Origin of the sequence: Blautia ammoniilytica (assembly GCF_025566965.1) — a bacterium.
Classification (GTDB): Bacteria; Bacillota; Clostridia; order Lachnospirales; family Lachnospiraceae; genus Blautia_A; species Blautia_A ammoniilytica.
The window spans coordinates 94675-110345 of the sequence record NZ_JAOQJL010000006.1 but is presented as its reverse complement, the minus strand read 5'-3'; the positions used below and the strand labels follow the sequence as shown (position 1 = coordinate 110345).

The window sequence follows — 15671 nt, the reverse complement described above, 5'->3', positions numbered from 1 at the left end:
GACGTTTTCAATGAAGAGAAAAGTACTTGCCAGCTTACTTTGTGTAGCAATGGGAGTAACAATGATCGGATCAACAGCTGTATTTGCAGAGGACGCAGCTGAGGAAACTACAGATGAGGCAGCAACAGAGGAAAATGCAGAGGCTGAGGATGCTGATGCAGAAGAAGCTGCAGATGATACAGCAGAGGCAGCAAGTGATGTTCTTGCAAAACCAGATATGGAAGGCGTTGATGTAGAGAACGCAAAGATCGGTATCAGTATTTATCAGTTTACAGATAACTTCATGACACTGTATCGTACAGAGTTAGTTCGTTATCTTACCGAGGATCTTGGATTTAATCCTGACAATGTAATCGTACAGGATGGTAAGAATGACCAGGCAGAGCAGACCAACCAGATCAACAACTTCATCACAGATCAGGTTGATGTTATGATCCTGAACCTTGTTCAGTCTTCTTCCGCTCCTCAGGTAACAGATATGTGCAACGAAGCAGGTATCCCTGTAGTATATATCAACCGTCAGCCAGATGAGACAGAGTCTGACAGATGGGCTTCTGATGGACTGAAAGCTACATACATCGGTGCAGATGCTAGACAGTCCGGTACATTCCAGGGCGAAGAAATCCTTGAGACAGAGAACAAAGGTGATATCAATGGCGACGGCAAAGTTTCCTATATCATGGTTCAGGGTGATCCGGAGAACATCGATGCTCAGTACAGAACAGAGTACTCCATCAAAGCTCTTACAGATGCTGGTGTAGAAGTTGATGAGCTTCTTCTTCAGAGAGGTGACTGGGATCAGGCTAAAGGACAGCAGATCGTACAGGATGCTCTTACACAGTACGGCGATGATGTAGAAGTTGTATTCTGCAACAACGATGCTATGGCTCTTGGTGCTCTTCAGGCTATCCAGGCAGCTGGCAGAACAGTTGGCAAGGATATCTACCTTGTAGGTGTTGATGCTCTTACAGATGCTGTTCAGAATATCGTTGATGGCAACTTCACAGGTACAGTATTCAACGATTACTTCAGCCAGGCTCAGGGTGCTGCTAACCTTGCAGTTAAATTCCTCAAAGGCGAGGAAGTTGATCCTGTAAACATGGTTGACTATGTAAAAGTTACAGCTGACAACGCACAGGAAATTCTTGACAAAATCAAATAATTCAGATTCGCATTGACAGTTGACTGAACATTTCGGGTGTGTCTGAAGGACACACCCGATTTTATGAACAGGATGTGACGATTCAGTAGGTAATATGCCAGAAATACTGAACAGTTACAACAGGGATTACGATTACAATGGCTGTTCGGCCAATATCCAGGAAAGGAGAGAGTGGGATGGCAGAATATAGATTGGAGATGCGCGGTGTAAGCAAAAGCTTCCCGGGTGTCAAAGCGCTGGACAAGATAAATCTTAAGGTTCGGCCGGGAACCGTCCACGCCCTTATGGGAGAGAACGGCGCAGGTAAGTCTACACTGATGAAATGCCTGTTTGGTATCTACCATATGGATGAAGGAGAAGTTTATGTAGACGGTAAGAAGGTCGACATTAACAATCCGGATGAAGCATTACATAACGGACTGGCAATGGTTCATCAGGAGCTGCAGCCTGTTCCGGAGCGGACGATCGCTGAGAATATGTATCTTGGCCGTTTTCCGACTAAGAAAGTGGGACCACTTCAGGTGATCGACCACAAAACAATGAATGAAGAGGCAAAGAAATGGCTTGATAATGTTAAGATGCCTTTTGACCCAAAGAAAAGACTTGGGAATTTATCCATTTCACAGATGCAGTCTGTTGAGATTGCCAAGGCAGTTTCACAGGAGGCAAAATTGATCATTCTTGATGAGCCCACCTCATCTCTGACAGATAATGAGGTAGAAGCTCTTTTCCGTATTGTACGTGATTTACGTGACAGAGGCGTGTCCTTTGTATTTATTTCCCATAAGATGGCAGAGCTTCGTAAGATCTCTGATGATATTACCATCATGCGAGACGGTACTTATGTTGGTACATGGGAAATGAAAAACATCAGTGATGATGATATTGTTAAAAACATGGTAGGCCGTGAGCTTACAAATATTTATCCTCCCCTTGATAACACACCGGGAGATGTACTTCTTGAAGTAGACAATTTTACCAGCATTCATAGCAATTCTTTCAAGAACTGTTCCTTTAAGCTGAGAAGAGGTGAGATCCTTGGATTCGGCGGTCTGGTTGGAGCACAGCGTACAGAGCTGATGGAGGCCATTTTTGGTATCCGCCATACTACCAGCGGCGAAGTAAAGCTGAATGGAAAGCCACTGAATATCAAGAGCCCGAAAGATGCCATCCGCAATGGTATCGGCATGATCACAGAGGACCGTCGTGGAAGTGGTATTCTTGGATGCCTGTCTATTGCAGATAATATTTCGATTGCATCCCTTGACCATTATGTAGAGGGCGGCGTGAAGCTGAACAACGGAAAGATTGAAAAGCTGGTTCAGGATAATATTGGAAAATTAAGTATCAAAACACCAAGCAGCAAGACATTGATCCAGTCTCTGTCAGGTGGTAATCAGCAGAAGGTTATTATTTCCAGATGGCTGGCAAATAACCCGGATGTACTGATTATGGATGAGCCTACCCGAGGAATCGATGTAGGAGCAAAATATGAGATCTATCAGATTATGATCAGTCTTGCAAAGCAGGGAAAAGGAATTATTATGATCTCCTCTGAGATGCCTGAGCTGATCGGTGTATCCAACCGTATCATGGTAATGTGTAACGGTAAGATTACCGGAGAGGTTTCCGGTGATGAGGCAACTCAGGAAAACATCATGTATTTCGCAACACAGTTCTAAGCGAAGGAGGATAATAAAATGGATAAGACAAAAAAGTTTGATCTTAAAAAAGTTTTGTTGGATAACGGTATTATCGTACTTCTGATGCTGCTGGTAATTTATGTAAGTATTACAGAGCCTAACTTCAGAAGCTTCAGAAACATTATGAACCTTGCTATCAACGCAGCACCTCGTGTTATCATTGCACTTGGAGTCAGCGCATGTCTGATCACGAAAGGAACAGACCTTTCTGCAGGACGTATGGTTGGTCTTTCTGCCTGCCTTTCCGGTATCATGCTTCAGAAAGCAGATGCACCTGGTAAAGTATGGCCTGATTTCCCACAGCTGAATGTATGGGTAGTTCTTCTGATCTGTATGGCGCTCTGTGCAGTATTTGGTCTGATCAATGGTGTTGTTATTTCTTATTTAAGTGTACCTGCATTCATCGGTACTTTGGGTATGCAGATGATCGTTTATGGTATTGCGCAGGTTGTTACAAACAACGTGCCCATCGGTGGATACCGTGCAGATTATACAGCTGTTACACAGGGAAAGATCGGCGGTGTATTCCCGCTTCTGTTCCTGTACCTGATCATTGCAGCAGTAATCTTCTGGTTCGTATTCAACTATACACGTCATGGTAAATACATGTATGCAATTGGTGGTAATGAGGTTGCAGCTGAGGTTTCCGGTGTTAATGTTAAGAAGACCAAGATCATCATTTACATAACAGCAGCTTGTATGTATGCAATCGCAGGATTCCTTCTTGGTGGTAAATCCGGTGGTGCTTCTACTCAGATGGGTAACGGATATGAGCTGGAGGCTATTGCAGCTTGTACAATCGGTGGTGTCTCTGTAAACGGTGGTATCGGTAAGATCTCCGGTGTTATCATCGGTGTTGCAGTATTCGAGCTTCTGAAATCTGCTCTGCAGTTCCTGGGACTGAACCCGAACCTGCAGTACATTGCACAGGGTATCGTTATCGTTGTTGCAATCGCTCTGGATATCAGAAAATACATTGTTAAAAAATAATAAGTGTAAGAGCCAAAAAATGGTTGGAAGCTTACGTTTCCCCACTGGATACCCTTGTATTCAGTGGGGATTTTTTATACAATAGAAAGTGTTGTATTAGATAAACGAAAAAGACGGATGGATGAGAAATTATGGATTTATATAAGATTTTACTGGTAGATGACGAGATGGATGTGCTTCGTGCCATGAAGAAAAAGATTGACTGGGAGGCTATGGGATTCTGCCTGGCAGGGACTGCGGAAAACGGCCAGGAAGCGTTGGAAATGGCAGAGCAGCTGCATATTGATGTGGTGATGACAGATATCAAAATGCCTTACATGGATGGCCTGACTCTTTGCAGGAAACTGAAAGAGAATTATCGTAATATCAAGGTGGTCATTTATTCAGGATTTGATGATTTTGAATTTGCCAGAGAGGCTGTGCATCTGGAGGCAGAGGAGTATCTGCTGAAACCCATCAGTGTAAAGGATATGGAAGAGGTTCTGACCAGGATTCGGCAGAAACTGGATGATGAGATCAATGAACATCGGAATATGAACCGGCTATATGAATATTATCAGAAAAGCCTTCCAGCTATGCAGGAACAGCTGGTTATGGGTATCCTGGAAGGAAAGGTGACCGGAGAGCGGGCGCAGAATATGCTGGAAAGCTATGAAATGGATTTCAGGGCACCTTATTATGTGGTATCCCTGCTATATGTCGATACAGGCTCCGGAGAGACGGCAGGGCAGAACCAGCAGCTGCTAAGTATTTCCCTGAAGGATATGTCCAGGGATTATCTGAATGAGCGGATGCATTTTTACAGTATCAGTTATCTGGACGAAATCATTATTATTTTTATGTTGAAAGATAAAAATGAAATGGAGAAAGTACTGTATCATTTGGATCAGATCTGTAAGATGGGGGATCGTGTGCTGAAAGTGCCGGTAACTGCAGCAGTGGGACAGATCTGCGACCATGTGGATTATCTGACCACTTCTTATCAGGAAGCCAGAAGTGCTATGGAATACCGGACCATTATGGGAGGTAACCGGGTACTGTACATTCATGATATAGAGCCAAGCCCCAAGGATGCGGTATCATTTCTGGAATATGATTTTCAGAATCTGGTGAGGGCAGTAAAGCTGGGAAACCGGGATGAGACAGATGGGGCGATCCGGCAGTTTATGGACAGCATCCGCAGTTTTTCCATTACCCCAAATCAATACCAGCTGATATTCATGGAGCTGATTACGGAACTTATGAAGATCGGAAGATCCTACAAGCTTAAGACAAGGCAGATTTTCGGGGAAATGGATGTACCCTGGCAGGAATTATATAAACACGTTTCTATAGATGAGCTGGAGAACTGGCTGCGGGACGTGTGCACCAATCTGCGGCATACCCTCCGTCATGAGAGGACAGATTCCACCATGAAGCTGACGGAGCAGGCAAAGGCGTATATTAATGAGCATTACATGGAGAACGATCTGTCAGCGGATACCCTGTGCCGCCATCTGAATGTAAGTGCTGCATATTTTTCTACCATTTTCAAGAAAGAAGTGGGACAAAGCTTTGTGGCATACCTGACAAAAGTAAGACTGGAGCATGCAGTGGAATTGCTTCGTACTACAGAGGACAAAACATATGTGATCGCAGAAGAAGTAGGCTACACGGAACCAAATTACTTCAGTTATGTATTTAAGAAGGAATACGGGATTTCACCGTCAAAATACAGGGCAAGTCTATAACAATAAGTAACAGGAGAGCAGGATGAAACAGATCAGGAAATTATGGAGGAAGCTGACGAATGCTGTAAATAACCGGGGGATGCAGTTTTTGATCTCTCTTTCATTTACCTTTGTTGCTCTTGTGGGAATGGCATTTATCGGAGTGTTTCTTTATCAAAGCTACGGACGGGCTTCCGAAGATGTAGTGATCCAGGATACCCAGCAGCTTCTGGGACAGGTGGAAATGAATTTAAATACTTACCTGCGGAATATGATGCGTATTTCTGATGCGATGTATTACAATGTGATCAAAAATGTGGATTTTGCAAGGGATGACATTAGTCAAGAATTAAATCTTCTGTATGAAGTAAATAAAGACAATCTGGTGAGTATTTCCTGCTTTACAGAGGAGGGAGAGCTGATCGGGGCATCGCCTGTGGGCACTATGAAAGATAACGCAGATATCCAGGATCAGACCTGGTTTACCAGCGCAAAGGACAAAATGGAGAATCTGCATTTTTCCGAACTGCACGTACAGAATATTTTTGAAAACAGCAGCGGCAGGTATTACTGGGTAGTTTCCTTAAGCCGCGGTGTGGAATTGACCAGTGATGGTAAGCTGTCCGGCGGTATTCTGCTTGTTGATATGGATTTCAGCGGTATCCGCCAGCTTTTTACAAAGGTCAACAGCCAGGAATTAAGTTATGTCTACCTTGTGGACGGGGATGGCAAGATCATATATCATCCAAGGCAGAACCTGATTTTTTCCAATATGCTGAAGGAAAATAACCAGCAGGCAGTCAGCTATAGTGATGGCCTTCACAGAGAGAATTTCCAGGGACAGGACCGGATGGTGATGGTAAAAACCGTAGGTTATACCGGATGGAAGATCGTTAGTGTTACGCCTATGACTAATTTTTATCAAAATTTCAGTCAGACTAGGATCATGGCGGTGATCATAATCATTATTTCTATACTTGTTATGATCTTTGCCAACCAGTTTGTGGCAGTACGTGTGTCTATGCCTTTGAAGAGCCTGGAGGATTCTTTGCGCGGCATAGGTGTGGAGCAGGAACGACTGGCAGAAGGAGCCGGGGAAGGGATCTACATTGGCGGGCCGCCGGAGATCCAACATCTTGGGGAAACTATCAAAAGTATGGTGAAGCAGCTTCGCAAGCTGACGGATGACATTGTAAAAGAGCAGGAAGAGAAAAGGAAAAGTGAGCTGGATGCCTTACAGTCACAGATCAATCCCCATTTTCTTTATAATACACTGGATTCCATTATGTGGATGATCGAGGCAGAACAGTATGATGATGCAGTATCTATGGTACAGGCACTGGGACGGCTTTTCAGGATCAGCCTTTCCAAAGGAAAAAACATCATTACGGTAGGGGATGAACTGCAGCACGCCAGAAGCTATCTGGATATTCAGAAATACCGATATAAGAATAAATTTGTTTCCTGCTTTGAGATCGAGAAAGGAATTGAAAAGTATAAGACGATCAAGCTGATCATTCAGCCATTGATTGAAAATGCGATTTATTATGGCATGGAATATATGGATGGTGACGGAGAGATCACCATTCGTGCCTACACCAGAAGATCAGATCTGTTTATCGAGGTGGAAGATAACGGCCTTGGTATGCCAGAGGAGCAGGTGGAAAGGCTTCTTACAGATGATACCCGAATACGAAGTAAAGGATCCGGTATAGGTCTTCGGAATGTACATCAGAGGATCCAGCTTTATTTCGGCAAAGCATACGGACTGAAGATCATTAGCGAGCCGGATCAGGGAACCATAGTAAGGATCCATCTGCCAAAGACAGAAGAAGTAAAGGCGCCAGGGGAGGTGGAAGCATGACGCAAAAAAGAAACCATATTGCCATCTGGGCAGTGATCTTTGCGGCGGTGGTGCTTCTTGCTGTGTCCTATTATTATGGGGCAATTCGCGGCACTTCGGACAGTCCGTCTGTGTATTCCGTTATTTTATATCAGAATACGGACAATGAATGGACTACCCTTCTGGAGGGGATCCGTCAGGCTGAGGAAGATTTCGGGCTGAAAGTGAATTATGTGAATATGAGCACAGGAGATACGGCACAGGAGCAGGCAGAATTGATACGCCGGGAGATTGATTCCGGAGTTTCAGGGATATTATTTGCAGCGGTGGACAGCAAGGCTTTGGGAGACGCACTGAAAGATGATAATATCCAGATACCCCTGGTTGCACTGGAAACCGGGGTTTCAGGCATAAGCAGCAGTAATTATTTCAGCATTACCGGGGATGATTATGGTATGGGCCAGGCACTGGGGCAAAGGATCCTGAAGGATATGGAAGAACAGGGTGGCCAGCGTGTAGTGACAGTGATCCGTGAATATATGGAACGGGACAGTGTAAGCCAGAGATATGAAGGTCTTGTGGATCAGCTGAAAAAAGCTGAGCCGCCGGTGGAGATCCAGGATCTTTCCAGGAAGGAAGGGGATTTCAGCCTGCGATTGTATATTGGAACCAATTTCCAGAAATGTGGACAGTATATTGCGGCTCTGGATAAAGTTTCTACAGAAGAAGCTGCAGCTGCATGGCAGGGAGAAGCTTCTTCCGGGGAACAGGAAGGAAAAACTTTCCGCATTTACGGGATCGGGAATACTCTGCAGACGGTTACAGATCTGGATAATGGGCTGCTGCAGGGGTTTGTATACCAGAATGAGTTTAACATGGGGTATGAGGGAATACAGACATTGGTGGATAAAGAAAAAAAGGGTTATTTTACGGAGCAGGTCAATATAAAGTACAAGCTTGTTACACAGGATACTTTATATGAGTCAGACAATGAACGTCTGCTTTTCCCAAGCATCTGACGGAGGCTTAGATGAAGAAAAAAACAGAAAGAATATACAGGACCATAGGAGTCTTTACAACTGCTGCTATTGTGTTTTCCGGATGCGGAACAGGTCAGAGCCGGAAGGAGCAGGATGGGAAAAATCTGAAAATCGGGATCAGTGTGTATGATCAATATGATACGTTTGTGTCAGAGTTGGTTTCTAATTTTCAGGACTATGCAAAGACCAGGGAAAAAGACTGGGGGATTTCCATCACTATGGATGTGGAAAATGCCAATAAAAGCCAGATGATCCAGAATGATCAGATGGATGATTTTATTAAAGATGGGATGGACGTGGTCTGCATTAATCTGGTGGACCGGACAGATGCGTCCACCATTATTGAAAAGGCTCAGGCTAGTGATGTGCCGGTGATCTTTTTTAACAGGGAACTGGTACAGGAAGATCTGGAACGGTGGGACAAGCTGTATTATGTAGGTGCAGATGCTTTTGAATCAGGAGAACTGCAGGGTGATATTCTGGTAGAAAAATGTAAAAAGGATTTTAACCGTATTGATAAGAATGGTGACGGAGTACTTCAGTATATTATGCTGGAAGGAGAAGCCGGCCATAACGATTCTATGGTACGCACCATGTCTGTTATCAATGAGATCACTGGAAGTGGTTATCTGGTAGAGAAGCTTTCCGATGAGATCGCTAACTGGAACAGGGATCAGGCTGCAAATAAGATGAAGCAGTTCCTGGAGCGGTTCGGAAACAGGATTGAGGTAGTGCTTGCCAATAATGATGATATGGCACTTGGCGCAGTGGATGCGCTGGAAGCTGCAGGTTATGATCCGGATTCCCAGGACTGGCCCATGGTACTTGGGATCGACGGTACAACAGTGGGACTGAACGCAGTCAATGATGGGAAAATGCTGGGAACTGTGCTGAATGATGCAGCGGGACAGGCAGATGGGATGCTGGAATTGGCAAGATCTATCACGGCAGGGACAAAACTTCCGGAGGAGTATGAGCTTCAGGACGGAAAGTACATCCGTATGCCTTACAGGATCGTCACCCAGGAGAACCTGGGTGAGATCCAGATGCTTCTTATGAAGAAATAGGATATTCTTAAACAAACAGCAGGTCATGATTTACGGTTGTGTAGAAAAGCTGACGGCAGGCGTCATAGTCCTGGGTCTGGGCCAGTGCCCACATCAGCTTTGTTACAGACGCTTCCAGAGTCATATCATAGGATTCCAGGATAGGAAAACGCTCTTTGATTATTTTGCCTACCTGATATACTTCCAGGTCACTGCCCTCGTGTGTGACCTGGGTAGCCATACAGACGATCTTGCCGGAGGATATCCATGTTTCCAGTGAGGCCTGGAAGCTGGAGTCTCCATAGTCCGGAAGCCCTCCTACCCCAAAGGATTCTATGATCAGTCCGTCATAGGAATCCGCCAGCATATCCAGGATACGTCCGTCAATGCCTGGAACCAGCTTCAATAAAAAGATCTTTCGGTTCATATCATGATAAAACTGAAGAGGTCTGGTGGATTGGTCTTTATCATCAATATAGAAGATGATCCGTTCATCATGGATAGAAGCAATATCCGGATAATTAATACTGGAAAAAGCATTATAGCTTTTGGAAAATTCTTTCTTTGCCCGTGTTCCTGCAATGACTTTGCCGCCAAATACAATGGACACTCCGTGGGCACGGTCGTGGGAGGCAAAACGCAGGCTGTCCAGCAGGTTGGAACGGGCATCGGTAATAGCCAGGTCGATGGGCTTTTGTGCACCTGTGATCACTACAGGACGCCGGTTGTTCTGGATCAGATAGGAAAGGGCAGCTGCAGTGTAAGCCATGGTATCTGTGCCATGACAGATCACGAAGCCATCATAAAATTCATACTTTTTTTCAATGAGAGCCGCCAGCTGGATCCAGTGCTGGGGGCTTATATTGGTACTGTCCAGAGAAAAGGGCTGCAGCGTGTCAATGGTGCAGAAAGCGGACGCTGCAGGGATATAGGAGAGAAGTTCCTCTGCAGAGATCTGAGGGGAAAGGCCGTCCTTGGTATATTTGGATGCAATGGTGCCGCCTGTGGCGATCAGTAAGATTTTCTTCATGGTACCTCCGAAAAGATCATTTTTGAAAGATCAAAAGTTTTATCTGTATAAAAGCTTTATTTGTATATTATTGTTTTATCACAGAGCCTATTTTAAGATCATTTTACTTTGTCCGGAAATCCTTTGTCAAGGTGGGTTTACCTGTCGGAGAAAGTCTGTAAGGCTATATGAGTTACCTATCAGAGAAAGTCTGAAAAGCCATATGAGCTACCTATCGGCGAAAGCCATAACCTGCTTATTGACAAATACAGGGGATAAAACTATCATAGGAATAATAATAAACGCAGGAGAAGACAGGATGGAACAGACATTGCAGCAGATAAAGACAGACAGAACAAAGAGCAGATACCTGCGGGCCTTTAAAGCCGCATTTCCTTACACGATTCCTGTACTTACAGGCTTTGCCGTACTTGGGATCGCCTATGGGCTTCTGATGGCATCCAATGGCTATGGAGTGTTGTGGGCATTTCTTATGAGCGCCATCGGATTTGGAGGAAGTGTACAGTACGCAATGGTGCCGCTTCTGACCACTGTATTTGATCCCCTCCTGGCGTTTTTACTCAGCTTTATGATCAATGCAAGACATCTGTTTTACGGATTATCCATGCTGGGTAAATATAAAGGTCTTGGAAAGAAAAGGTTTTTCCTTATTTTTGCATTGTGCGATGAGACCTTTTCCGTAGTGTCCAGTGTGGAGCCGCCGGAAGATGTGGAAAAGGGATTGTTTTATTTTTTTATCACTTTTCTGAATTACTTTTACTGGTCAGCCGCTACAGTGGCAGGGGCGCTGATCGGCGGAATGATCACATTTGATACTACAGGTCTGGACTTTGTGCTGACAGCGTTATTTGTGGTGCTGTTCATGGAACAGATGAAGAAAAAAGAAAACAGAAGCTATGGTATGATCGGGATCGCAGGAGCAGTGGTGGCAGCTATGATCTTTGGATCCGACAACATGGTGATCCCATCCATGATCATCATTATGGCAGTGCTTCTGTTTATGGGGAAAAGTAAAAAAACACAGAAGGAGGATGCGTAAATGTTTTTAACACCGGCACAGACGATGATCATGATTCTGGCAGTGGCGCTGGGGACGATGATCACCAGATTTACTCCTTTTCTGTTGTTCCCCGATTCCAAGGAACCACCGAAGACCGTGCTGTATCTTGGAAGGGTTCTGCCACCGGCAATGATGGGACTTCTTGTGGTTTATTGCCTGAGAAATGTGTCACTGATAAGATCACCTCACGGGATACCGGAACTGATTGCCATTGCGGTCATCGTTGTTTTGCATAAATGGAAGGAAAATGTGCTGTTGAGCATAGGAACAGGAACTGTGGTTTATATGCTTCTTGTACAGCTTGTGTTTTAACAAGGAAAAGGAGGGGAGTATTATGACATTAACCCAGTTGCGGTATGCAATCACGGTTGCAAATTCTTCTTCTATGAATGAGGCGGCAAGAAAGCTGTATATTTCCCAGCCCAGCCTGTCTTCTGCCATCAAGGAGCTGGAAGAAGAGATAGGGGTTGAGCTTTTCAGAAGAACCAACCGGGGCATATCCGTTACTCCGGAAGGAGAAGAATTTATGGGATACGCAAGGCAGGTGGTAGAGCAGTATGCATTGATAGAGTCCAAGTACGTATCCAAAGAAAAAGAAAGAAAAAAATTTAGTGTATCCATGCAGCATTATACCTTTGCTGTCAGTGCTTTTGTACAGATGGTCAAGCAGTTTGGTATGGATGAATACGAATTTGCAGTTCATGAAACCAGAACCTATGACGTGATCCAGGATGTGAAGAATTTTAAAAGCGAGATCGGCATTTTATATCTGAATGATTTCAACAGAAAAGTGCTTACCAAGCTGTTCCATGAGTCCAACCTGGAATTCCATAAGATTCTGGAATGTAGTATTTACGTGTATATGTGGAAAGGACATCCGCTGGCAGACAAAGAAGAGATTACCTTGGAGGAATTAAGGGAATATCCCTGCCTGTCTTTTGAACAGGGAGGATATAATTCCTTTTATTTTGCAGAAGAGGTGCTGAGCACTTATGAATACAAAAGGCTGATCAAGGCAGACGACCGAGCTACTCTTCTGAACCTTATGGTAGGACTGAATGGCTATACCCTGTGTTCCGGCATCATCTGTGAGGAACTGAATGGCTCTGATTACTGTGCTGTAAAACTGAAGTCCGATGAGGTGATGACCATCGGATATCTGGTACGCCGTGGAGTAACCATAAGTCCGTTAGGGCAGAAGTACCTGGAGGAGATTTCCAGATATAAGGATAAGGCCCTGCGGTAAAGAGTATTTGCGTTTGTGCACTCTGCATTTACCCATAAGGAGTCAGTAAAAGCTATGGGGTAAATGCCAGTGACGGACTTTTGTACGTCCCACACGGCTATAGGAATAAGCTATAACTAGCGCTAAAAATTAAGAACTACCACTTTTCATAGAGAGGTGGTATAGTATCACTATCGACGATGAAAGAAAAAGAAAGGGTAACAAGTGACATGTCCGATATCCTGATTCAAAATGTGTGCAAAACTTTTTCCACAAAAGAGGGAGAGGTTCAGGCACTGAAAAATGTAAACTTATCAATCGGATCCGGCGATATCTTCGGTATCATTGGAATGTCCGGCGCAGGGAAAAGCACCCTGGTACGCTGTATGAATTTCCTGGAGGTACCAAGTGAAGGCCAGGTTCTTATAGATGGGAAATCTCTTGGGGATTTTTCAGAGAAAGAGCTTCGGAAGGAGCGTGAAAAAATCGGAATGATTTTCCAGCATTTTAATCTGCTGATGCAGAAAAATGTTCTGGAAAATGTATGCTTTCCCTTATACATACAGGGAAAAAAGAAACCGGAAGCAAGAAAGAAAGCATTGGAGCTTCTGGAGATCGTAGGGCTGGCAGATAAGGCAAATGCTTATCCGGCGCAGCTTTCAGGAGGTCAGAAGCAGAGAGTTGCTATTGCAAGAGCACTGGCATCGGATCCGCAGATCCTTCTCTGTGATGAGGCTACAAGTGCTCTGGATCCCCAGACCACATCCTCTATCCTGGAGCTTTTAAAGGACATCAACCAGAAATTCCAGATCACTATTGTTATCATCACACATCAGATGGCTGTTGTACGTGAGATCTGTACTCATGTAGCGATCATGAAAGACGGTGAAGTGAAGGAGCAGGGACTGGTGGCTGAGATATTCAATCATCCTAAATCCCAGGTAGCAAAGGAACTGATCAGCCGGGATACAGGCGCAGATGTGGAGCATGTAGTCACAAAGCCTGAGATCCAGAGCGGCGAGAAGATCCGTATTGTTTTTTCAGAGAATTCCGCTTTCGAGCCGGTGATCGCCAATCTTGTACTTATATTCCATGAGCCGGTAAATATCCTTAAGGCTGATACCAAGAATGTAGGTGGTGTTGCCAAAGGAGAAATGATACTTCAATTCATGAAAGACAGCAGTAATGTTGCAGAAATGAAAGAGTATCTGAAAGAGCATGGACTTGAGATAGGGGAGGCGGACTGATATGTGGACAAAAGAAGTAACAGATATGATCATAGCAGGAGTTGGCGAAACCCTGTATATGACACTGGTATCTACCCTTCTGGGTTATGCCTTCGGACTGCCCCTTGGTGTGCTCTTAAAGGTATCTGACAAAGAAGGACTGAAGCCAAACAAACTTTTATATAAGATTCTGGATGTGATCGCCAATATTTTCAGAAGTATCCCATTTCTGATCCTTCTGATCCTTCTGATCCCACTTACCAGATTCCTGGTAGGGAAAAGCTATGGTACAACGGCCACCATCGTGCCGCTGACCATTGCAGCCATTCCTTTTATCGGACGAATGGTAGAGTCTTCTCTAAATGAAGTGGACCCGGGAGTGATCGAGGCAGCAAGATCCATGGGAGCAAGCAACTGGCAGATCGTGATCAAGGTTATGCTTGTGGAAGCACGTACTTCACTGATCTCAGGAGCTACCATTGCAACAGGTACGATCCTTGGATATTCAGCAATGGCCGGTACAGTAGGCGGCGGCGGACTTGGAGACATTGCCATACGATATGGATATCACAGATGGCAGGCTGATATCATGATCGTTACCGTTGTTCTGCTGGTACTTCTGGTTCAGCTGTTCCAGTCCATTGGTATGATGATCGCCAACAGACTGGATAAGAGAAAATAACATAATAATAAAAGAAATAACAAAATAATAAGAGAATTAATAAAATAATTAAAGATTAACGGAGGAAAAAATATTATGAAAAAATTAATCGCAGCAGCTCTTACAGGAGCACTTGTACTTGGTACCGTAGGCACAACTGTAGTATTTGCAGATGATGATGACAAGACCATCACAGTGGCAGCTTCCGAGACACCTCATTCTGAGATCCTGGAGCAGGCAAAGCCAATCCTTGAAAAAGAAGGCTATGATCTGGAGGTTACTGTATTTGATGATTATGTACAGCCAAACGAAGTTGTAGAGAGCGGTGATTTTGATGCGAACTACTTCCAGCACATTCCATATCTTGACAGCTTTAACGAAGAGAAAGGCACACATCTGGTAAATGCCGGCGGCATCCATTACGAGCCATTTGGAATTTATCCGGGAACAAAAGACAGCCTGGATGATCTGGAAGACGGAGATACCATTGCAGTACCGAATGACACCACAAATGAAGCAAGAGCACTCCTTCTTCTTCAGGATAATGGTATCATCACTCTGAAAGACGGTGTTGGATTGGAAGCTACTGTAAATGATATTGAGGAGAATCCTCACAATGTTGAGATCGTTGAGCTGGCAGCAGAGCAGGTTGCACGTGTGGCAGATGAGACAGCATATATCGTATTAAATGGTAACTATGCCCTTCAGGCCGGATACTCTGTAGCAAAAGACGCTCTTGCATATGAAAAATCCGATTCCGAAGCAGCTAAAACATATGTTAACGTAATCGCAGTAAAAGAAGGAAATGAGAATAGCGACAAGATCAAAGCTCTGGTAGCAGCTCTGAAATCCGATGAGATTAAAGACTTCATTAATGAGAAATATGATGGCGCTGTAATTCCTTTCGATGACAGCACAGAGGATGCAGCAGCAGAGGATACTGCAGATGCAGCTGATACTGAGGACGCAGCAGATG

At 44.4% G+C, this 15671-nt stretch carries 14 protein-coding genes; 13 read left to right on the top strand and 1 reads right to left on the bottom strand.

Annotation, left to right across the window (positions count from 1 at the left end; genetic code table 11):
- Positions 1 to 10: 10 nt before the first annotated feature.
- The 7 genes from OCV61_RS04525 to OCV61_RS04495 all read left to right on the top strand — a co-directional run bounded on the left by OCV61_RS04525 (position 11) and on the right by OCV61_RS04495 (position 9514).
- Positions 11 to 1162, top strand: a complete 1152-nt coding sequence (locus tag OCV61_RS04525; RefSeq protein WP_158420865.1) for a substrate-binding domain-containing protein — start codon at positions 11 to 13, stop codon at positions 1160 to 1162.
- Between the two features lie 176 nt (positions 1163 to 1338).
- On the top strand, positions 1339 to 2844 hold the full coding sequence (locus tag OCV61_RS04520) for a sugar ABC transporter ATP-binding protein (RefSeq protein WP_158420864.1): 1506 nt from the start codon (positions 1339 to 1341) through the stop codon (positions 2842 to 2844).
- Between the two features lie 18 nt (positions 2845 to 2862).
- On the top strand, positions 2863 to 3855 hold the full coding sequence (locus OCV61_RS04515; protein ID WP_158420863.1) for a galactose/methyl galactoside ABC transporter permease MglC: 993 nt from the start codon (positions 2863 to 2865) through the stop codon (positions 3853 to 3855).
- Positions 3856 to 3986: 131 nt separating this feature from the next.
- Complete coding sequence (locus OCV61_RS04510; protein WP_158420862.1) at positions 3987 to 5585, top strand: response regulator; 1599 nt, start codon at positions 3987 to 3989, stop codon at positions 5583 to 5585.
- 22 nt (positions 5586 to 5607) lie between these two features.
- Positions 5608 to 7428 (top strand): cache domain-containing sensor histidine kinase, encoded by a 1821-nt coding sequence (locus tag OCV61_RS04505; protein ID WP_158420861.1) that lies wholly within the window; start codon positions 5608 to 5610, stop codon positions 7426 to 7428.
- A complete protein-coding gene (locus OCV61_RS04500; RefSeq protein ID WP_158420860.1) occupies positions 7425 to 8426 on the top strand; it encodes a sugar ABC transporter substrate-binding protein in 1002 nt (333 codons plus the stop codon). The genes OCV61_RS04505 and OCV61_RS04500 overlap by 4 nt, the downstream gene beginning before the upstream one ends.
- An 11-nt stretch (positions 8427 to 8437) precedes the next feature.
- The gene (locus OCV61_RS04495) at positions 8438 to 9514 is read left to right on the top strand and encodes a galactose ABC transporter substrate-binding protein (RefSeq protein WP_158420859.1); all 1077 of its coding nucleotides are present in this window, start codon (positions 8438 to 8440) and stop codon (positions 9512 to 9514) included.
- 7 nt (positions 9515 to 9521) lie between these two features.
- On the opposite strand, the gene OCV61_RS04490 is transcribed toward OCV61_RS04495, so the two are convergent.
- Entirely contained in the window at positions 9522 to 10523 is a 1002-nt protein-coding gene (locus OCV61_RS04490) for an asparaginase (RefSeq protein ID WP_158420858.1), read from the bottom strand.
- Positions 10524 to 10821: 298 nt separating this feature from the next.
- On the opposite strand from OCV61_RS04490, the gene OCV61_RS04485 reads away from it, so the two are divergent.
- The 6 genes from OCV61_RS04485 to OCV61_RS04460 all read left to right on the top strand — a co-directional run.
- On the top strand, positions 10822 to 11562 hold the full coding sequence (locus OCV61_RS04485; protein ID WP_158420857.1) for an AzlC family ABC transporter permease: 741 nt from the start codon (positions 10822 to 10824) through the stop codon (positions 11560 to 11562).
- Positions 11563 to 11895 carry a branched-chain amino acid transporter permease gene (locus OCV61_RS04480; RefSeq protein ID WP_158420856.1) on the top strand — a complete coding sequence of 111 codons (333 nt, stop codon included), beginning with the start codon at positions 11563 to 11565 and terminating at the stop codon, positions 11893 to 11895.
- Between the two features lie 22 nt (positions 11896 to 11917).
- Positions 11918 to 12829: a LysR family transcriptional regulator gene (locus tag OCV61_RS04475; RefSeq protein ID WP_158420855.1), complete on the top strand. Its 912-nt coding sequence runs from the start codon at positions 11918 to 11920 to the stop codon at positions 12827 to 12829.
- Positions 12830 to 13038: 209 nt separating this feature from the next.
- Entirely contained in the window at positions 13039 to 14055 is a 1017-nt protein-coding gene (locus tag OCV61_RS04470; protein WP_158420886.1) for a methionine ABC transporter ATP-binding protein, read from the top strand.
- A 1-nt stretch (position 14056) separates the two neighbouring features.
- Positions 14057 to 14716 carry a methionine ABC transporter permease gene (locus tag OCV61_RS04465; RefSeq protein ID WP_158420854.1) on the top strand — a complete coding sequence of 220 codons (660 nt, stop codon included), beginning with the start codon at positions 14057 to 14059 and terminating at the stop codon, positions 14714 to 14716.
- 75 nt (positions 14717 to 14791) lie between these two features.
- Positions 14792 to 15671: MetQ/NlpA family ABC transporter substrate-binding protein (locus OCV61_RS04460; RefSeq protein ID WP_158420885.1), on the top strand; the 880-nt coding region annotated here is incomplete at its 3' end.